This is a genomic window from Parapedobacter sp. ISTM3, assembly GCF_016533505.1.
In the GTDB taxonomy this organism is placed as follows: Bacteria; Bacteroidota; Bacteroidia; order Sphingobacteriales; family Sphingobacteriaceae; genus Parapedobacter; species Parapedobacter luteus.
This window is the reverse complement of record NZ_JAENGN010000010.1, coordinates 80,055-99,881: the sequence shown is the minus strand read 5'-3', so window position 1 is coordinate 99,881 and position 19,827 is coordinate 80,055. Positions and strand designations below refer to the sequence as shown.

The window sequence follows — 19,827 nt, the reverse complement described above, 5'->3', positions numbered from 1 at the left end:
ATCATTAATCGGCACAAAGTTACCTCCGCTGCCTTATCGCCTTTGTCCGTTTCGATGAACAGCAATATAGCGGCATGAATGCACCATAGCTTCGACGAAAGTCATGGGATTTTCTATCGCGGTTTAAAGCGGTTCATCGGCGCTATCGGCGATTCGTCGAAAGTGTTGTTCAGTAAAGACAAAAACCGGCGATACTTGCGCCAAAAATTGATCATGGAACGACATAAAACATCCTTGCTCACCTTGGCCGGGTACCTAACACTTGTGTTGGCTTTGTCTTGCAACAAGGATACCCCTGCGCCGGCAGATGATGAGGCGCCGCCGGTTTTCGGCGAACCGGTAACCAAGCCAAAAGGTCAACCTTCGGCCAGTGCCGCTTCAGCGATTATCGGGCCCGCTGGTGGCGTTCTGCAATATGAGCAAGCTGTACGGCTGGAGGTTCCGCCCGAAGCGGTGGCGCAGCCGACTACCTTTGCCATCCAGCCCATTAGCAACACGCTGGACGATGGTTCTGCTGCACAAGCGTTTAGACTCATGCCGGAAGGTGTCCATTTCAAGAAACCCATCAAGATATCTTTCCCGTATATACCCGGCAATGGCGACAACCCGACAGCCCGCATGGTGGCTTTCCAACGGAATGACGGTATATGGTGTGGCGTGCCTACGGCACTCGATGCGCAACAGGGCCTATTGACGGTAGAAACGAACCACTTCAGCGACTGGGTGTGGTTCGATATGCTGTCGCTACGTCAGGACAAAGAAACCGCACGGGCGGGAGAAACGGTGAACCTCAAGCTGATGGAACAGGTGCTTGGCGCATTGATGCCCGCAAGTACAATCGATAGTGTGCCATTGGCCGCGATGGACGACATTGGTTTTTCAAAGGATGTCACGGTAAGCGGCTGGCGGATTGTGTCTGGCCCCGGCACGCTGGAACCGAAACTCAACACCAATCTGTTGCTCGGCGACGCCATTTACACCGCCCCTACAACCGTCAACGAAGCAGCGAACGTGGAAATCCAGGTGGAGGTGGAAAGCAGGAACGGTTACATCAGCGACCCCACCGCCCCCAACGGCCGGCGTAAGCTGGGCAAAATGATCCTCTTGACAACCATCCGCCTGATGCCCGAAAACTTCGTGCAGCTCAAGCTAAACGGTGCCGAACAAGACTTCGCTCATTTAGGCAATGCCCGCGTGGTAAACGGCACGCTGTACATCCGCACGCACAACGAGCAGATAAACCTGACCTTGCAGTGCAACGGCGCCGGACGGGGCACGTATCCCGGTGGGTTTGGAAATGGCCAGTCGCTCTTTTCGCTGACCAGATCCCAGGGACAGACCCGCCGCAGCTTCGCCAATTTCTATCGCTCATGTGATACCAACAAAGAGGTCTTCAACGGCTCGGCCGTCATCAGTACGGTGGAGGATTATGTCGAAGGAACGTTTACGGGCAACCTGTATCCGGTTGACCACCAAAGCTGTGATCTTCCGGAAGCAACGGCCGTGGAGTTTAAATTCAGAATTAAACGTAGTTGATAATTTTTAAAAAAGATAACCACCATGAAACAAATGAGCACGCAGATGAAATGGACTTTCTTTGTGCTGACATTCAGCTTTGTCATTCAACTATTTACCAACTGCTCAAAGGCCAACGATGGCCCCGAAGGAGATGACGATGGCACGCCACAGCCCGGCTACCTGACCGGAACGGTGAAAGACCAGGCGGGCAACCCGCTGCAAGGCGTGCATATCCTTGTGGACCACAGCATTTTTTTCAATTCGAATCTCTCGACATATACCGATGCTGAGGGCAGGTATAAAATTAAGTTACCCAACGGTTCCTGGTATGCTTTTGCTATGCATGACGTCAGCTACCAAGGCAATACGTTTTCATTGTACCTCCACCCGGAGAATCCGGCTGGATTTGGCGCGGAAGGCGGTGTCCGCAACTTTGTATGGAAGCTTTCGGGTACCATGCCACAACCGCTATCGGGTATTTACGGAGGATGGGTGACCATTGACAATTTCCCCGGAGTGTACATAGAGGAAACGGCAATTGACTTTGTCTTTACGCCGGTAGGCCCGCTCATTGACGGCAGCGCGGGGGAAGTCATACGCCGCCGTGCGGAAGATGCACATAACATCAAGGATATTCCCATCGGTCGCTACCAACTTACCGCCACTTACGAAGGGCGGCCCGTAAAATTCAGGGCGTGGAACTCGGACGCGGAATTCCGTGAAACGTACGATCTGCAGTTCAAGCCGCAAATCGCTGAACAATGCGACAATTGCGCGATGGTGGAATACTATTGGGAACCACTATAAGATTAGCGACTTGATGGGATTCATGTAGTGCTTGCCGACACTGATTTCCTGGCCGTTTTCCATAACCAGGTATAGCTTACCAATGTCCCGGTAGCAGGCATCGATACGTTCTATATTGACAATAAACGACCGATGCACGCGGACAAATAGCGCGGGGTCGAGCTTCCGCTCGATAGACCCGATACCTGATGAGCTCAGGAATTCCCCTTGCTCCGTGAACACCACGGTGTAGTCGCCGGCGGCTTTGAAGTACCTCACGTCATTCACGGCAATACGCCGCAAACGCCCACCATCTTCCACAAAAAGGTTTTTTGGATAAGGGTAAGAAGCAAACGTATGGTCCGGCAGCCTATCCGCCGGAGGGCGGCTAACCACTTTTTGCAGGGCAGCATCGAGCCGCGCGGCGCCGTAGGGTTTCAACAGGTAATCCAGCGCTTGATGGTCAAACGCCCGCAGGGCATGGGATTCGTTGCGGGCCGTGAAGATGATCTTGGGTAAATGGTCGGCCTGCTGTATCAGATCAAACGCTCTTTCCCCTCCGAGCTGTACATCAAGAAAAAGTACATCCGGCTCCAGCGCATTGACATAGCGGATGGTCTCGTAGGGGCTACCGCACTCGCCAACCACACGAAATCCGGGACGGCCGCCGATATGTTGCCGGATTTGCTGGCGGCATACCGGCTCGGGGTCGGCAATTAAAATGGTGTTCATGTTATCCTCCTTTTTTCAAATGCTACGTGCGGTGCTCGTAGCGCACCGCAGGCACACAAAAGTAAGCGGCAGGCCTTGCGCAATTCATCGAAGTTATGCGATAAAGCGCATTTACGTAGTACTACGCAAGCCCGTCAAGCGTCTTCGCCGCCACGCAAACGGCCAGTGTAACATTCCGCATCGTTCTATCGTCTACTCTGCGTATTTTTACGGAAATGACTGACTAACCATGAAACAGCTTAGCTTTCTGTGCTTTTTGATTTTCGTACTTGCCAGTACCAAGGGACAGGTAGCACAACAGGATACGGCCAGGGTGTTCCAGCTTATTGAAGCTGCTAACGAAAAACAACAGCAGGGGCTGGCCGATGCTGCGGAAAGGGATTTCCGCAAAGCGGGAGAATTAGCGAAGCGGCTGAATTTCGACCGTGGACTTCTGATGTTTGCGGGCTACTATTGTGTATTTCTTTACCACCAAATCCGGTACGAGGAGGCGATGACAATGGCTGAATTGCAATTGGAAGTAAGTGAACGCATAGGCGATAAGCAACGCATAGGATATGCCTACAACAACATATCCCTGCAACACCAAGCACAGGGGAAGTTGCAGCAAGCCGCCGAGTCTTTGATGAAAGCACTGGAAATTTCGTCGGAAATCGAAAGCCCCACCCCTCGCGATCTCTCGGATCGCCGGAAATACTACAACAACCTCAGTTCGCTGCTGCTGGATATGAACGATCTGAAGAAGGGTAAGGAATATGCCGTGAAAGCGCTCGAAATCGCTGAGCAGCTGCAAGACACCTTGGCTATCGGATGGAGCCTGATAAACCTACTGGTAGCCGAAGCGATGGCCGGTGAGCTGGCTGACGCGGAGAAACATGGCATGCAATTGCTGGCCGTCGGCCAATCGCAGGGCGACGCCGAGATGGAGCTGAAAGCTTACAATAACCTCGGCGATATCTATCGTATGCAAAAACGGTATCCACTCGCGCTGGAAACCTTTAAAAAAGCCCAGCGGCTTCTGGCCAAAGCGCCTCCCGGCAACGAAGTGTATATCCTCATGGGCATTTCCTCGGTGTACAACGGCATGAAGCAATACGGCCAAGCCAATACGTATTTCGATCGCGCACGTATGCTGGCCGAACGGGAACTAGCCAAACCTCAGCTTATTGAACTGTACCTTTCGGGCGCGGAAATCAAGGAAGCTATGGGTAACTATAAAGAAGCGCTCGCGCTTCGGAAGCAGTATGAACAAATCAACGATTCGCTACGCAATCAGGAAACCCACAATGCCATACAGGAGCTCGAAGTGAAGTACCAGACATCCGAGAAAGAGAAGGCGCTTGCTGAACGCGACCTGCAAATCAGCAAACAGCGCGGCGAACTGGAACGCAAGAATAAGTGGGTGATTTTATCTGTCTCCCTGGTTGCAATATCGGTCCTGTTATGGGTATTCAACCGTCTAATCAGCCGACAGAAACGGAAAACTGAGGCGACGGAGCAGGCCAACCGCCTGCTGGAAGCGCAACTGCGCGGTGAAGAAAAGGAGCGGGCGCGCACCGCCCGCGAACTGCACGATGGCGTCGCCAGCATCTTGTCCGCGGCTAAACTCCACATTAACGCAAGGCCGGGAGGAGACACCAAAACCGACCTACTCGTGGGGCAGCTGATCGAAACCGCCGTACAGGAAATCCGCAACCTCTCCCACAACCTGGCTCCGGAACGGGTACTTAACGACGGGTTTGAGCAGGCCGTGCAGGAGTTTTGCAGGCGTGTGAACCATCCGGGGTTGCAACTGGAGTGTTATGTGGCAGGGGTACTCCCGAAACTGGATAAAGACGCCGAGCTCTTGCTATACCGAATCATCCAGGAAGCCGTGACCAATATCGTGAAGCATGCCGAAGCCACCGAAGGTATCGTGCAGCTCGTGGGCGACGGCCCACGGCTCTCCATCACCATTGAAGACAACGGCAGGGGATTTGAGCCGGATGCCTCGAAAAGCACCGGCCTGGGACTGAAAAACCTCGCCTCCAGAATACAATTACTGAAAGGCAGCCACGAAGTACGTTCCGCACCCGGAAAAGGGACGTCCATCTACATCGAAATTGATGCGGCTACTGCGATGCAACTTACAGATACCGGATTGGAAACGCACTTTTCCGGATAACGCAATCTTCCGTAGTGATACGGATACGACAGCGCGATAATTGCTTTAAATTTGCATAAAACTTTAGGAGATATGCACTTATGATTACCATTGGAATCGTGGACGACCACTCGCTGATCATCAGCGGACTGGCCCATATGCTGAGTGATCAGCCGGATTGCCCTATCCTGTTTACCGCCGGCAATGGCAAACAGCTCGTCGCCGAATTGGAGCGCCAGCTGCCGGATGTCTTGTTGCTTGACATCGAATTGCCGGACAGTAATGGGATTGAGTTATGTGCAGAAATCTTGAAAAAATACCCTGCCTTGCCGATTATTGCGCTCACAAACCATGACGAGGTCGTTTACGTCAGGAAGATGATACGCAGCGGTGCAAAGGGCTACTTGCTCAAAGGAACCGACAAACAGAACCTCCTGAATGCCATCCAGGCGGTATACAACGGCCAGCAATTTTTAGACCGCCAGATTGAACAGGCCATCTTGCAGCAAGCCATCTCGGGCAAACGGCCATCAACAATCATTAAACTAACCAAGCGGGAGAACGAAATTCTGGCGTTAATAGCCAATGAGTATTCCAATCAGGAAATCGCTGATAAGCTGTTTCTAAGCGTGCGCACGGTGGAGTCGCATCGGCACAGCCTTAATCAGAAGCTGAACATCAAAAACCCAGCAGGCTTGGTCAAGGAAGCGTATCTACGCGGGCTGATTTAGCTTTACTTCTGGCCGAGGGTCTTCCGTATCCGGCTGAGGCTATCCTGATGAATGCCCAATAATGAAGCAATATATTTTAAAGGAACCTGCTGGATGACCTCCGGCTGTTCGGCCATGATTTTTTGATAACGTTCTTCCGCAGTCATGCACACCGCATCGATTTGGCTATCTTGTATCCAATTGAGCAGCCTATCCATAATTGCCAGCTCCATGTCGTACATTCGGGGAATCCGCTGCTTCATCGCCTCTACACCGGGCCTATCCCACACCAACACATCGATATCGGTGAGCGATTCCAACGCACAGGAGGACAGCTCGCCATTCAGCAAGTATAGCGGGGTAGACAGGAAATCATTCACCGAGACGATACCCAGTGTGTAATCCACGCCGTTGTGTAGCCGGTACAAACGGGCAATGCCGCTGTTCAGAAAATAAAGTGTCCTGACGACCTTACCTTGTTCCATGATTACCGTATGGGGCGGCAGTAACTTATGGCTGGTAAACGATTTGATGATCTCGAACTCTGCAGGCGTAAATAACACCCCTCTACGCTGCGCGTAGTGGCATACTTTTTTAAAATGGTCAGGCGGTATCATGACTAAGCGAGACCCTAACGGCCAATCCGTTACGAAAATAATAAAAAAATCGAGGCAACAATTTCTGACATATGTCAGTTGAACCGGAGGCGCTGCCACACTAATTTTGTCTGCCATGAAAAGAATAGGGCTATGAGAAAGTCGACATTATTAATTGCGGATAAGGACGGCGATTTCCGCGAGGAACTTCAGCGTCTAATCAAACAACAGGGATTTCCGGCTGTATGTTGGGCGTGCTGCAACGGTCTGGAAGCGCTCAAATACATCAACGCATTGCAACCCGATCTGGTCTTGATGAATGCCGAGTTGCCCGGTAAAAGTGGATTTGAAGTATTGGATGCCGCCATTGATGTACCTGCCGCCATTTTACTCGCCGATTCGCCTGCGTATGCTGCCAAGGCATTTGAGTACCATGCCGTGGATTATCTCCTAAAGCCGTTTACCGCAGAACGTCTGGAACTGGCACTGCGGCGCTCCGAGCTGCGAAGCAGCCCAATGGCTGGTACCCGCCATCTCCATGCCCCGAACACCGGCTTCCCCACCCGCATATTGGTCGAAAAGGGGAGACGCCTCACCAGCATTCCGGTCGATAAAATCACCCACTTTAAGGCAGATAAGGATTACACCTGGATTCATACCATCAATGGCGAGTCGTACCTCAGCACGAACGGCATCGGCCAACTTGAGCGCAAGCTAAACCCAGCGCACTTCATCCGCATCCATCGCTCATATATTGTCAATATCGATTATATCCAGGAACTTTACCGCGATATCAGCAAACTTTTTGTAGCGCTGCCCAATGCCATCGAAATCAATGTCGGACGAAACTATATGCCCGCTATAAAAGAGCTGATGTTTTAACCACCACTTTATCGATCGCCCGGCCGCTCAACCGGATAGCCCAAAAGGTAACTGACGGGCATCAAACGGCCCTTTGCCTTGCCGACCTCCCAAATATAGGACCTGTCTAAATCAGCACCGTAAGCCAAGTCAAGCATTTCATCCGACGTATAAGTACGGCACACGCTAACTAACCCATCCCACAGCAAATAAGCCGGTATGAGCGGTATAAAATAGGTGAAAAGTATTCTTTTCCACCGAAACGGGCGGATGCCCGGTGTAAGCAGCCAAACGCATAGTGGTGAAAGTACCAAAAATTTCAGCAGGTTAAAAGCATTTCGTTCCTGCGCTTCCACCACCAGAATAGGCGAACGTTGCACCACGGCGTCTGCCAGCAAACGTTGCGCTGCTCGCGGGCGGAAGTGATGGAACGACATGAACTGTGTACGCACTCCCCGCAGGTGCGAGGGCACATTCAATGCATCTACCGGATAGGCACAGAAGGTCACGTGCGCGGGAAACCGGCTCGCCAGCTTGGCAAACGCCTCCCGGTTTGGGAAAATGTCTGTAAGCGTGACGTTCATGTCCGGTCTTAAGGGAATCATCCGTTGCAGGATTTTCTCCCAGCCACCGCCTCCTCCCGCCGCAATATCGACGAATGCGGATCGACGGCTTCGATCCAACGCATCCAACAGGACGGGAATAAGCTGTTCATAATAGTCAGCGCGATCAGCGATAGCGCGTAAGAAGTCTGTTCCGTAGTCGCGAAGCCAAGCGGGAAACCAGGGCATGTCTTCAAATTCAAATAAATGTAATCGTTTCATTGGCCCGCAAATCTAGCGGTCAACGTAATCGATCCGGATCAAAGCCGTCCAACGATTATATACGGCGACAAACGGCCGGATAAAGGAGATGAAGAGAAAACTGAGCTGGCATTTGCGAGCAAAAGGATACGTATTACTGCCTAAACGTTCATTACCGTACTCCCCCGGTGGATTGACCAAACGGCTAAAGCTAACTTTGTCTTCGCATTAAAAACATAATACACAGCAGAATGAAACAACGATTTATAGTGGGGCTCGCCTGTATGGCATTAGCCGGCTGCACAAAAGACAGCCCAAGAGACGACTCGCCGTCAAGTGCAACCAAACACCTTCAACGTTATGTAACGACCTCGGATGGCGAGTCGGTTACTTACATATTGACGTATGACACCAAAAACAGGTTGATTGCCTACAACAGCCAGGAGGACGATTACCGTAGTAGGATAACGTACGACAACAATGACAATCCAATCCGATTTGAGCTTGAGTCAACGGGAGCGAAACAGGTATTCGAAATCACCTATAACAGCGCCGGGGTGCCCTTGCGTGCGATTTCTGTGCTGTCCGATCTGGACAATCCTGACGAGGAGCTCGAAACGGAGATTACTTACGAAGTAACCGGTGGCAAAATCAGTAAAATGCACTTCGCCGACGAGACAGGCAACGAAGCCGTTTACACACTCAGCTACATGGGCAATAACCTAACCCGGGTGGCTTATACGGCGAGCGACGGCGAACTAGTACTGACATGGAACTATGGAAACAAGAAATCTGCCTACAGCGCGGCCCGCTTTAACTACCTGGTTATTCCGGACCTCTTTTCTGTTTTTTCGAGCGAAAACGAAATCATCCAAAGCCGCTTGGAAATAGCCGGGTTAGGGTCGTTTACCACGACGTACACTTATCAATTTGACGCCACAGGATATCCTACGGCAGCTACCGAGAAGGACCAGGACGGCAACGAATCCCAAATTGCCTTCTTTTACAATTAAAGCTTTCGGCCAGATAAATTGCGGTAGCTATCAGACCGAAAAGGGCATGCCTATGCGTGCCCTTCTTCATTTACCGGAAAGTTCTTCCGTAATTAACTTTGCTTTCGCAGGTACTTCGTGAGGATAACGATTAGCTGCCCTTCTACCCTACCTTCTATTTGTTCGGGGTTGTCCTCGACGAGCCGAATATTTTTGACCACCGTGCCGAGCTTGGCGCTGAGGTTGCTACCTTTCACATCGAGCGTTTTGGTAAGCACCACGGAATCGCCATTTTGAAGGACGTTGCCATTCGCATCTTTGTGCACGACGGCTTCACCAGCTTCTACTAGCTCACCTACGGCCTTGGCCCACGCAAGGGTCTCGTCGTCAAGATACAGAATATCCAGCGCTTCTGCCGCCCAGCTTTCACCTTTCAAGCGGTTGAGCATGCGCCACGCCAGTACCTGCACAGCACGAACTTCACTCCACATCGCATCCGGCAAAAAGCGCCAAGCATCGGGGTTAAGCGGCTTAACGCCTTCGATTTGACCAACCAATGTCTTACAAACCGCCACTTCATTGTCGGCATAAGCCTCGGGCTGTACGGTGTAGACCACCAGCTCCGTTTCCTTCTGGCAAAGCTCGCATTTGCCGCCACTACGGGCCATCAGCTTTTCGTTCATGGCCGCAAAGATACGGTTTTACCGTCGTATACGGAGCACGCGGGGTTGCGCCTTCGGCCAGCAACAGCGTGTACCGGTAGCGGCGAGTCGATTAATCGACCGCCCCGAATACCTTTTTCAATAACGATGTGGTACGAAAGACCGAATTGTCGCGAATGTCGCGCTCCTTATCAGCCACCATCTTGAACACACCGTTGACAGTCTCTTGCGTCACGTAAGCGTTTAGGTCTGTCTCAATGGATTGCCTGGTCAGTCCGTTATACTTGCTGATGATTTGCTCCCAGATCCGGTCGGCTCCGACTTTGCCCAACGACCCTTCCACCTTGGGCCCGAAAGCCATAAACAGTTGTTCTGAGGTCTTACCTTTCAGGTAGTTCGTGGCGGCCACGCTATCACCCAGCAGGATGTTTTTTGCATCGTCAAACGTCATGGAGGTGATGGCATTTGCAAAGATAGGCACCCCCTCTTTTACGGCGTCTTCCGCAGCGCGGTTGAGCAACAACAGTCCCTGATCGGCCAAGTTGCCGAGGCCGACACCACGCAGCGCGGCGTCCACTTTCCGCAACTGCTCGGGCAGCAGGATCTTGACCAGTTCATTTTTGAAAAAACCGTCTTCAGCACCAAGTTTTTGTATGCCTTCTTTAACACCAATGTTCAAAGCCTCTTTAAGTGCACCGGACACTTCGCCGGTAGATAATCCTGATAGGTCTACATTTCGCTTTTCGTCACCATTCGAAGCCTGGCCTCCCGATTTTTCGGTCACGGCATTCTTTACCCGATCGAGTAAACCCTGCGCTGAAGCCGTTGAATAAACCAGCATGCACGCCAATAAAAGTACGCCTATAAATTTCTTGCTTAATCCCATGATCTGCTATTTAATGAAACAACTGCAGCAAAAATAGCAATATCCTGGGGGTTGTTGGCAGAAATCGGCACTAAATCGCCCGCGGTATTAACTTACTCCTGTCTAGGGCAGCGATGAGTGTTCGCGCGAGGATCCGAACAGGGTCCAAGAGCGGTACGCCCCTATAGGTTGCTTCAGCGATACACAGGGGTATCTCCGTACAACCTAAGATAACACAGGTTGCCCCGTTGTCAACTAAGACATCCAGTGCGGCGTACAGTTCGCTTCTGGCTCGCTCACTTATGGGTTTGCCATGCGCTTTTATTCCGTAATCGGGATGATAGATCGCTCGGTGGACACGTTCGGCCCACGGCTTGGGCAAATTAAGTGGCTCAAAACCTCCGTTTTCGAGCTCTTGGCTATAGAGCCCGAATTTCCATGTGCCCAAGGATGAGAGTATGCCCACTTGCCGCCCGTTATGGTTGTTTCCCAAAAACGCCACTGTGCTTCGGATTAAGTGATTCAGTTCCAGCTGGCTACTTGCCGCTTGTAACCGGTGCCCAATCTCATCGAAGATTGGGGCGGCATGCGCTGTGTTGCAGGCAATGGCTGCCACTTTCACGCCCATCTTTTCTATCCGTAATAACAAGCTGCTCAACGCAATCGCCGGATTGACAGGTTCCCGACCGAGCAGGTATTCCGTTCGGTCGGGAACCGCTTCCGGAATGGATATCAGGACGAAAGGGAGATGCTCCTGATCGGTGGTGGCACGGGTCTCCTCGACGATTTTCGCGGCTAAGTCTATGCCGGCCAAGGGGCCCACGCCACCCACTATGCCAATCATTTTATTGGTGAGCTTATCAGTATCCTTCATTCTGTTGCCCCTGAAGACCTACGTTATTGTCTATCTCTTGTTGAGGGATAGGCAAGATAGTCCGGAGGTGTTGGCTGCTGCGTCCGGGATAATCGACAACGAAGCTGTTTGGCCGGTCAACAATAAGCGGTGAAATGTAATGCGTAAATGCAAGATTATTCCGTGTCAAATCATAAAGGCGGTGACCTTCAAATGCCAGCTCCCGGCGCCGCTCGGCCAAAATCTCAGCAATCAGTGCATCTCCACTTAGCGTGATGTCTTCTGCTTCGGGGTTCGCACGCTTGCGGATCAGGTTTAAATCGGCCAAGGCGCCCGTGACATTTGCGCCGCCGAGCTTAGCCAACGCTTCTGCCCGCGTAAGATATACTTCGGCCAGACGAATCACTTTGATGTGCTCATTAAACGTAGAAATGTTGTCGTATTTATTCACCAAGTAAGCCGGATTTTCCGCGCTTGAACGTATTCCCTTCGTAATAAACTCCCTGCGCACATCACCCTCGGCATACTGGTTGTAGCTGTCTTCCGTGGCCAAAGCATCGCCATAGTTCGACTGGTGGAACATCGCCGCTAGGGAATTGCTACCCTGATGATCGGATTGGTTATTCGCTATTTCGAAAATGCTTTCGCTACTGTTAAGGGACTTAAATCCAGCAATAAGGCTGTTGGTGACCAAGAGGCTATATTGCTGCGATTCGATGACTTCTGTTGCCAGATCGGCCGCCAGCTGATATTTACCCATGTAGAGATACACACGCGCGAGCAGGGCTTTGGCACCGTTGAGGCTCAGCCGTGTCTTGGATGATGACACCCGTCCCTGTACAATCAGCCTCGGTGGCATGATGGCGATTGCGTGCTGCAAGTTTTCTACCACCCAGTCGTATCCTTCCTTCACCGTACTGCGGCCGGGATAGACCAGTTCGCTCAGTTGCGTGGGCAGCTCCCGCACGATCGGCACACCGGGATGACTGGCATCTGCCGTATAAGAATAGGGTTGGGCATACATTTTGAGTAAATCAAAATAGGCCAATGCACGGACGGCATAAGCCTCGCCGATGATCTGGTTCCGCTCGTCAAGCTCCGATTCCGGTATGTTAAGCGGCTCGCCGTATTGGATGATCATGCTGGCGTTGGCCGCGGTGATATATTGCTGCCGCCATTGATCACGGGAAAAGGCTTCTTCCGGGACAATAGCATAATCACCGTAGGAAATGTAACGGCCGGTGTTTCGTGTGCTGATGAATGCATTGTCAGAAAGCAGCTCAGGGACCAACATGGTCGTACGCCCATAGTAGTTGAAGTCTTTCATCTGTGCATAGGTGCCAGCGATGGCCGTACGCATGGAAGCCACATCAGTGATTGCCTCCGTGGTAGACACCTCCGTTGTAGGCGTGATTTCCAAGAAACTTTTACTGCACGACCATGTAGCGATTGCGCTGGCCGTGAGCACCATAAACGATAGTTTTGTACGAATCTTCATTGTATGAATATATTGTGCTTATGCATTATAAGGTTAAATCGATTCCGAATACGACTGTACGGGGCACAGGCGGCTTATTATCCAACTGTCCGGTCACAGACACTTCGGGGTCGTACGGCAGGCGCTTATCTCTGACATAGGTATACAGGTTGCTTGCCCGCACATACAGCCGTGCACCGCCCAACTTGCCCATCCTTTGTAGCCAAGCAGCGGGCAGGTTGTATGCCAAGGTGACATCACGCAGGCGGATGTACGAGCCGTCATATAAATAACGCGTACTGCGAAAATCGGGCGTAGAAGATTGGGTACCGAGGTAAACCACTTTGGGCAGCAGGGCGTCATCACCGGGTTGCTGCCACCGATAGTTGTAAATCTGCCGGCTCATCTTGCCGCGGATGTTGGTACCGAGGTTGCCATCGGTATCCGAGTAGCGCGCCCAGTTGTCGAACATCTTATTGCCCCAGTTGAAGAAGATGTTGACCCCCAAATCGAAGCCTTTGTAGCTAAAATTATTATTAAAACCGCCGTAGAAATCCGGAATTGCACTTCCTTGCAGGAAGCGTTCTGCTTCTCCATAGACCGTAGTCGTTGCCGTTTTGGTCTCGTCGGTATACCACAGCGCGTTGCCTGTATTGGGGTCTACACCCGCATAGCCCACCAAATAGAACTGATAGAAATCCAGCCCTTCTTCCCGATAGGTTGAAATGTCGACCAAAGGAGAAGGGAGCTTCGTAACGACATTTTTAGTGGTCGTGATGTTGAAGCTGGTGATCCAATTGAAACCCCCAGCTTGCTCCGCCACGATATTGCGTGTAGACAGGCTCAATTCGACACCTTTGTTCTCCATGGCGCCAATGTTTTCGAAATATTCCAGCAGACCATTCGGAGAGGGAATGGGCATGTTATATAGCAAATCAGAGGTGATACGCTTGTAGTATTCGAATGTACCGCTCAGGCGATTGTTGAACAGGCCAAAATCTAACCCGATGTTAAACGGCTTGTTTTTTTCCCAAGTCAATAGGTCGTTGTTGATTTGGGAATAATATAGACCCGTGCCACCGTCATAGGCTGTCATCGAATAGAGTCCAAGCGCGGCGAAATTGCCAATGTCCTGATTACCGTTTTCGCCGTAACTCACCCGCAGGTTCAGGCTAGAGATGACGTCAACATGGTCCATGAACCCTTCTTTATCGATGTTCCATGCGCCACCGACCGAATAGAAATTGCCGTACATATTTTGGCTGCCGTAAAACCTGGACGAGCCATCGCGCCGTAAAGAGAAGCTGAGGTGATACTTTTGCCTGAACGCATAGTTTGCATTAAAAAACAAACTGGAAATGGCGTTATTGAGCAATGCGGATGTAGCCCCGGTAGGCACCGATGCGCCATCAAGATACGTTGTATTGGGCAAGAAATTATTGGCCTCCGCCTCGCTTTCGACAAACGTTGTTTTCTGCGCCTCTGTACCGGCGATGGCCTGAATGCCGTGGTCGCCAAAGGTCTTATTGAAACGGAGGATATTGGTGTTAATCCATGATACCATCCGGTTATTCCGGTGAGAGCCTATACCGCCACTTGCCGCCGAACTTGAAAAGTTGTACGGACGATATACGCGTGATTCAGCGAAATTAAGGTTCAGGCTTCCCTTCGTCTCAAACGACAGGTAGTCCGTAAATTTAAGTGATGCCGAAATTCCCGGCAAGACGTTATAGGTTTTTCCTTGACGCAATGCGGCTTCGGCAAGCGCCTTGGGATTGACATCCGAAGAACTCGATGAGTATTGAAGGACATATGTGCCATCTGGATTCCGGACTGGCGCCCAAGGCTGTATGCGTTGCAGGTAATAATATGGATTTTCAAAACTCGATGCATCCGGCCGTGTATTGGCCTTCTGGTAGCTGAACAGCATATTCGCGTCAAATGAAATCCAATCGTTGGGCTTATTGGCAATCTTCATCTTGCCGGTAAACCGATCGTAATCTACCCCAATCAATACGGATTGGGACTCCATATATCCGGCAGATAGATAGAAATTGCTCTTGTCATTTCCGCCGCTTGCATTGATGTCGTATTGGCTGAAGCGGCCGGTACGCAGTAGCTCCTTCGCCCAGTCGGTATTGATGGTCGTATCAATATTATTGGCCTCAATAACGCGCTCGTTGAACGTTGACAGATCCTGACCCGCATTGGCCCATCCCTCACGCAGCAGTTCCAGCATCTCAGGCGTGCTTAAAGGCTTGTTCCGGTCGTTCAGCGCATCGCTGTTAAATCCTTGCTGAAACCCGACATTGAGCTTTGTCCGGCCGGAAGCGCCACTTTTGGTGGTGATCAGCACCACACCGTTGGCTGCGCGTGAGCCATACAGCGAGGCGGAAGAGGCGTCCTTTAGTACAGATATGGATTCGATATCATTAGCCGATATCCCGGCAATGGTGTTGGTACCGTAGCCCGTCAAATCGAAGGTTTCGATGGGTACACCATCAACCACGTACAACGGTTGGCTGCCCGCGTTGATCGATCCGATCCCCCGGATCCGGATATCGGGCACAGACCCCGGCTGGCCGTTGCCATTGCTGACCTGCACGCCGGCAAGATTGCCTTGGAAACTTTCCTGCACGCTCACCCGCGGCGTGCTGGCGATGTCTTCCCCTTTGAGTGTACTTACCGCCCCCGTAAACGAAGAACGCTCCTGCTGGCCATAGGCGACGACCACGACTTCACTCAGCTCGCTTAGACGCTCCTGCAAAGTAATGTTGAGCTGAAAATTGGTATTGCTTGCCTGTAGTTCAACGGTAGTCTGCTGCTCCACATAGCCCAAGGACGAAATCGTAACCTCATACGTGCCAAAAGGCACGCCAGTGAACGAAAAATTCCCTTCCTGGTTGGTAGACTGGCTGAAATCGCGCGGCCCCGCCATTTTTACGGTCGCACCTGAAATAGGTACGCCCGTGGCGTCGACGACTTTGCCCGATACGCGTCCGTCTTGCCGATGGGCTGCCATCGTAGCGGCTGCATCCGCCGCTGCACGGGTTTGACCGGCGCCGACCGGAACGATGAGCACGCGTGAATCGACCTGCTTAAACTCCAGCTTGGTATTGGCAAGCATGGTTTTCAAAAGCGCGGCGACGGATTGCCGCTTGCCGCTGACGGTTAGGTGTTCGACGCCTTTAACATCTTCAGGGTTGTACATAAAGAAAATGGGGCTCTGGCGTTCAATCAACTGAAGCGCTTGGATAAGCGATCCATTTTTTAGCTCAATCTGAACATATATTTTTTCTATGGATTGGACCGCCGTATTGTTCCGGCCGAATAGCGCGCTATTCGACAACATGAACAACACCGTGAGTAACTGGGTTGCTATACGTAGTAAATACCAATTCATCTTGTTATTTATTGTTTTTGTTGTACCTAATTGTCGCAAACTTTTTCTGTCGTTAACGCCACCAAACGTCAAGTACGTCTTGTCTGGCTCCGTCTATGGTGGCAAGCAAATACGAGTGAACATCGCGCTATTCTTTATCTTGAAAATCGTTAAAAATAATGCGGCATGCAGTGGGCGACCACCGTCTTGTCAACGGGAGGAAAAGATTACCTTTTTGCCTGCGCTGTCAAACGTATACGTCGCATTGGTAAATGCACAGATGCTGGCTAATACTTTTTCCATCGGCTCGTCACTCGCGAAGCGTGTAGTAAACCGGTAGTCACCGATATGGCTGTCCTTAAATGCAAAGTAAACACCGAAATTGCGCTCGAATACGCCACACGCTTCCTTCACACTGATGTTCTCGAACTTCAAATCGCCCACATGCTGCCAATCAAGGTATGCCGAAGAATGGACTTGCTGCTTTTTATACGTCTTACGCCGCACGTCATAGCCCAATTGTTGCGCAGGAAGCAACGTTTCAAGCGGCTGCTGTTGCTCATCCACGCGCACGCGCCCACGCCTAACGGTGACTGTCACCTGTTCTTCACGGTCTATGGCCTTTACATTGAACGCTGTGCCCAGCACATGTACCTCCAACTGGCCGGCATGTACCACAAAAGGCTGTTGCTCGTTTTTTCGGATATCAAAAAACGCCTGCCCTTCCAATATCACCACTCGCTCATTTTCCTCTGCCATCGTTGCCGCGTACCCCAGCCGGCTGCCCTTGCTGAGTAAAACCGAACTGCTGTCAGGAAGCATAATCATGCTGTTTGCATCCGCATCATAATAAACAAGGTCGGTACGTTTGACAATATCTACTTCGCCTCCGTACCTCATCAAGTACATCATTAGGGTAAAGCCGATGACCACCATGGCTGCTGCTGCCAGACGTATCGCCCACTTCTTGGGTGGCCACAACCGAAACCGCCGCTCCCGCTGATCAACAAGCTTCCATATACCGGTATGAATGCTCTCTTTCAGCCGGTTTTTCGCTGTCTCCTCCAATGATGGAGTAAAATCCGGCGCATGGTCAAACTCATCATAGTGAGCGATAATGTCGCGGATTTCCTCCTTGGAGGCCGTTCCTTTCAAATATTTCAAAATCAGCCGCCTGATTTTTGCACGTTGCATCTTCCTTAGTTTACTTACCCTGTATGCTGCTATCCGAAATCTGTTGAATCATCCTCCTTAGCTATGGCCAGATGACTTTGATCATGTAAACGAGTATTGGCAACTGCACCAACCCCCCGCGTATATTTTCCATTGCCTTTCCGAGCTGATTCTGTACCGTCTTTTGGGTAATCCCCATACGTTCAGCAATGGATTTGGTACTTAGGTCTTCTTGGAAACGCAACCGGAAAATCTTCTGCCGCTGAGGCGGCAGATCGGCCAAGAGCCGTTCAAATGCGACATTGAATTCGTCGGCGCGCACGAGTTGATCAGCCGCTAAGTGTGTCGCCAGTTGATCGTCCATCCCCGTTGTCAGCGGGCAGGTTGCTTTCAGCTTCTTCGCCAACTTAAAAACCCGGTTCCGGACAGCTGTCCTGATATACGCTTCCATATTGTCAATGGGCTTTTCTCGATTCAGCCAGATAGCCGCAAAAATTTCCTGCAAGATATCCTTTACCAATTCGGGATCCCTTACACGCTTATATGCATCGTTATAGGCCCGTTCCCAATAGCGTTCATACAACGTGTTAAAAGCTGCTTTATCGCCTTGCTGAAGTGCGCTCATTAGCTGCTTTTCATCTGCGATCGCTATGTCGTCTGGCTTCATTTTTGAAATTTGATTGAAGAACGTACAACGTATTCAGGTTGCGGTGAAGTTGCTACCAATCGCCGTCCCCAAATGGATAGAGTTTGTCCACTGGTGTGTGCTGATAATCGAGTGCCCCTAATCGGGTTGTCCCAAACCAGTCACCGGGGGCATCGACCAAGATGATTTCTTTTGCATAACCATTTTCGTCAAATCCGCGCCGGAAATGCACGCGCGACTTCAGCACAACTACGTCAAAGTCGTCGACGTTGAACACATCGTTGCGTAGCCGATGTGCTTCGATAATCTGTGTGTAAGTTGGTGCGATAACCAGCACATTGTCTTTACCGAAATCAACGGCAGCTACATAATCGTAGTTCCACATCGGGCCGAGGTAACGGATGATCCCTGTAACGCGGACCGGCTTACCCGCCTGTTCGCCGGTATAACCACCGACTTCCATATCGAAGGCGTCCCCTGCTTTTGCACCGCCTTGCTTCAACTTTTCAAGGGCATTGGCATCAGTCAGTGCGGCATATAATACGCCGCTAGTTTGCTGCTTGATCAACTCATCCAGAATCCACGTGGCATCACCGGGCCGGTCGGAATAATCCCCCAGAACGACGGGCGTCTTGCCTCCGGCAATCGCTTTATTCGTCTGCTGCACCGCTTCCCGCGGCATCGGATACTCGCCCCGGGCGAAATCTTCGCGGACACTCCAAATGTAATCGTACATATCCTTGGCAATGGAATCGGCCAAAGCTTGGTCATTATTCGTCATCACCTGCACGAGCATGCCCCCGTCAGGCGTATCGGCCCATGCAAATCCGTAGAACACGCTTACGAAGGCATCGGGCACCCGTTCCTCCCAACGCCGTGCGCGCTCCATGATATTCATCGACGGCGACTGGCCGGTCCACTGTACCACCGATGCGGTGAGGATAGGAGGCTTGACAGAAGCCGTTGTGGGCTGGTAATCGCCCTTCAGCATCCGCCGGAGATAGTGTGCCGAACGCTCGCCCTGAAGGTATGAATCGTAATGTGGATATTGTTTGGTGACAAACGAGCCATCCGCCCAACGCAGGAATTCTTCGTCTTCGTTGCCGTGTAAATCAAATGATGCCACGATGGGTACATCGTCTCCGACCAACTCTCGGATACGTTTGGCTATCTCCGCTTCAGGCTTGGGTACATCCCGTACAGCCATTGCGCCATGAAGTGCCAAGTACACGCCGTCAATGGGCATATGCGCTTCGATATCCGAAAGGATAATATCCATGAAATGTTCAAAGCTGGCTTTGGAATTCCAGCTCCGGGACGAACCGCCGAACACGTCAGACGGGCTTTTGATGCCGACAAGTTCCAAATCATCATACCGCCTGGCGGTATTGACGAATCCACGCACGTAACTATCGGAGGAGAGCAATTCCTCATCTTCGATATAAGGTTTTTTCCAGGTCCAGTCTTCAATTTCCGTATCCCCACCCGGACAAAAGGTACAGGTTTCATGCTGATAGGCCACTACGGCCACGCGGTAGGGTTCATCTGATTTACTGCCACAACCGGCCAAAAGGAATGAAGTAGCGGCAATGCCGCAGAGGTAACGCAGTGTTGAATACATTAGTTAT

The 19,827-nt window shown here is 51.3% G+C and carries 17 protein-coding genes; 6 read left to right on the top strand and 11 right to left on the bottom strand.

What is annotated here, in order from left to right:
* Positions 1-213: 213 nt before the first annotated feature.
* On the top strand, positions 214-1,536 hold the full coding sequence (locus JHJ32_RS14400; RefSeq protein ID WP_200121409.1) for a hypothetical protein: 1,323 nt from the start codon (positions 214-216) through the stop codon (positions 1,534-1,536).
* A gap of 24 nt (positions 1,537-1,560) precedes the next feature.
* Positions 1,561-2,325 carry a carboxypeptidase-like regulatory domain-containing protein gene (locus JHJ32_RS14395; RefSeq protein WP_079717918.1) on the top strand — a complete coding sequence of 255 codons (765 nt, stop codon included), beginning with the start codon at positions 1,561-1,563 and terminating at the stop codon, positions 2,323-2,325.
* Here the strand turns inward: JHJ32_RS14395 and JHJ32_RS14390 are convergent.
* The gene (locus JHJ32_RS14390) at positions 2,320-3,036 is read right to left on the bottom strand and encodes a LytTR family DNA-binding domain-containing protein (protein ID WP_200121408.1); all 717 of its coding nucleotides are present in this window, start codon (positions 3,034-3,036) and stop codon (positions 2,320-2,322) included. The two genes, JHJ32_RS14395 and JHJ32_RS14390, sit on opposite strands and share 6 nt — an antisense overlap.
* Positions 3,037-3,265: 229 nt before the next feature.
* Between JHJ32_RS14390 and JHJ32_RS14385 the strand changes: the two genes are divergently transcribed.
* Positions 3,266-5,200, top strand: a complete 1,935-nt coding sequence (locus JHJ32_RS14385; protein ID WP_200121407.1) for a tetratricopeptide repeat protein — start codon at positions 3,266-3,268, stop codon at positions 5,198-5,200.
* A gap of 80 nt (positions 5,201-5,280) precedes the next feature.
* The gene (locus tag JHJ32_RS14380; RefSeq protein WP_079717921.1) at positions 5,281-5,910 is read left to right on the top strand and encodes a response regulator transcription factor; all 630 of its coding nucleotides are present in this window, start codon (positions 5,281-5,283) and stop codon (positions 5,908-5,910) included.
* A gap of 2 nt (positions 5,911-5,912) precedes the next feature.
* Here JHJ32_RS14380 and JHJ32_RS14375 read toward each other — a convergent pair whose 3' ends face one another.
* On the bottom strand, positions 5,913-6,506 hold the full coding sequence (locus tag JHJ32_RS14375; protein WP_200121406.1) for a Crp/Fnr family transcriptional regulator: 594 nt from the start codon (positions 6,504-6,506) through the stop codon (positions 5,913-5,915).
* 132 nt (positions 6,507-6,638) lie between these two features.
* Between JHJ32_RS14375 and JHJ32_RS14370 the strand changes: the two genes are divergently transcribed.
* Positions 6,639-7,367, top strand: a complete 729-nt coding sequence (locus JHJ32_RS14370; RefSeq protein WP_200121405.1) for a LytTR family DNA-binding domain-containing protein — start codon at positions 6,639-6,641, stop codon at positions 7,365-7,367.
* 8 nt (positions 7,368-7,375) lie between these two features.
* Here JHJ32_RS14370 and JHJ32_RS14365 read toward each other — a convergent pair whose 3' ends face one another.
* Entirely contained in the window at positions 7,376-8,170 is a 795-nt protein-coding gene (locus JHJ32_RS14365) for a hypothetical protein (protein WP_200121404.1), read from the bottom strand.
* Positions 8,171-8,400: 230 nt separating this feature from the next.
* Between JHJ32_RS14365 and JHJ32_RS14360 the strand changes: the two genes are divergently transcribed.
* Positions 8,401-9,162: a hypothetical protein gene (locus JHJ32_RS14360; protein WP_200121403.1), complete on the top strand. Its 762-nt coding sequence runs from the start codon at positions 8,401-8,403 to the stop codon at positions 9,160-9,162.
* A gap of 92 nt (positions 9,163-9,254) precedes the next feature.
* Here the strand turns inward: JHJ32_RS14360 and JHJ32_RS14355 are convergent, their stop codons facing one another.
* The 8 genes from JHJ32_RS14355 to JHJ32_RS14320 form a co-directional block, all read right to left on the bottom strand.
* Positions 9,255-9,824: an alkylphosphonate utilization protein gene (locus JHJ32_RS14355; protein ID WP_200121402.1), complete on the bottom strand. Its 570-nt coding sequence runs from the start codon at positions 9,822-9,824 to the stop codon at positions 9,255-9,257.
* A 91-nt stretch (positions 9,825-9,915) separates the two neighbouring features.
* Entirely contained in the window at positions 9,916-10,689 is a 774-nt protein-coding gene (locus JHJ32_RS14350; RefSeq protein ID WP_233632665.1) for a DUF4197 domain-containing protein, read from the bottom strand.
* Between the two features lie 70 nt (positions 10,690-10,759).
* The gene (locus JHJ32_RS14345; RefSeq protein WP_200121401.1) at positions 10,760-11,512 is read right to left on the bottom strand and encodes an aspartate/glutamate racemase family protein; all 753 of its coding nucleotides are present in this window, start codon (positions 11,510-11,512) and stop codon (positions 10,760-10,762) included.
* Between the two features lie 16 nt (positions 11,513-11,528).
* The gene (locus JHJ32_RS14340) at positions 11,529-13,019 is read right to left on the bottom strand and encodes a RagB/SusD family nutrient uptake outer membrane protein (RefSeq protein ID WP_200121400.1); all 1,491 of its coding nucleotides are present in this window, start codon (positions 13,017-13,019) and stop codon (positions 11,529-11,531) included.
* A 25-nt stretch (positions 13,020-13,044) separates the two neighbouring features.
* Positions 13,045-16,401, bottom strand: coding sequence for a TonB-dependent receptor (locus JHJ32_RS14335; protein ID WP_200121399.1), 3,357 nt, complete (start codon positions 16,399-16,401; stop codon positions 13,045-13,047).
* A 189-nt stretch (positions 16,402-16,590) separates the two neighbouring features.
* Positions 16,591-17,574, bottom strand: coding sequence for a FecR family protein (locus JHJ32_RS14330; RefSeq protein WP_200121398.1), 984 nt, complete (start codon positions 17,572-17,574; stop codon positions 16,591-16,593).
* 61 nt (positions 17,575-17,635) lie between these two features.
* On the bottom strand, positions 17,636-18,220 hold the full coding sequence (locus tag JHJ32_RS14325) for an RNA polymerase sigma factor (RefSeq protein ID WP_200121397.1): 585 nt from the start codon (positions 18,218-18,220) through the stop codon (positions 17,636-17,638).
* Between the two features lie 52 nt (positions 18,221-18,272).
* Complete coding sequence (locus JHJ32_RS14320; protein WP_200121396.1) at positions 18,273-19,820, bottom strand: M81 family metallopeptidase; 1,548 nt, start codon at positions 19,818-19,820, stop codon at positions 18,273-18,275.
* Positions 19,821-19,827: the final 7 nt, after the last annotated feature.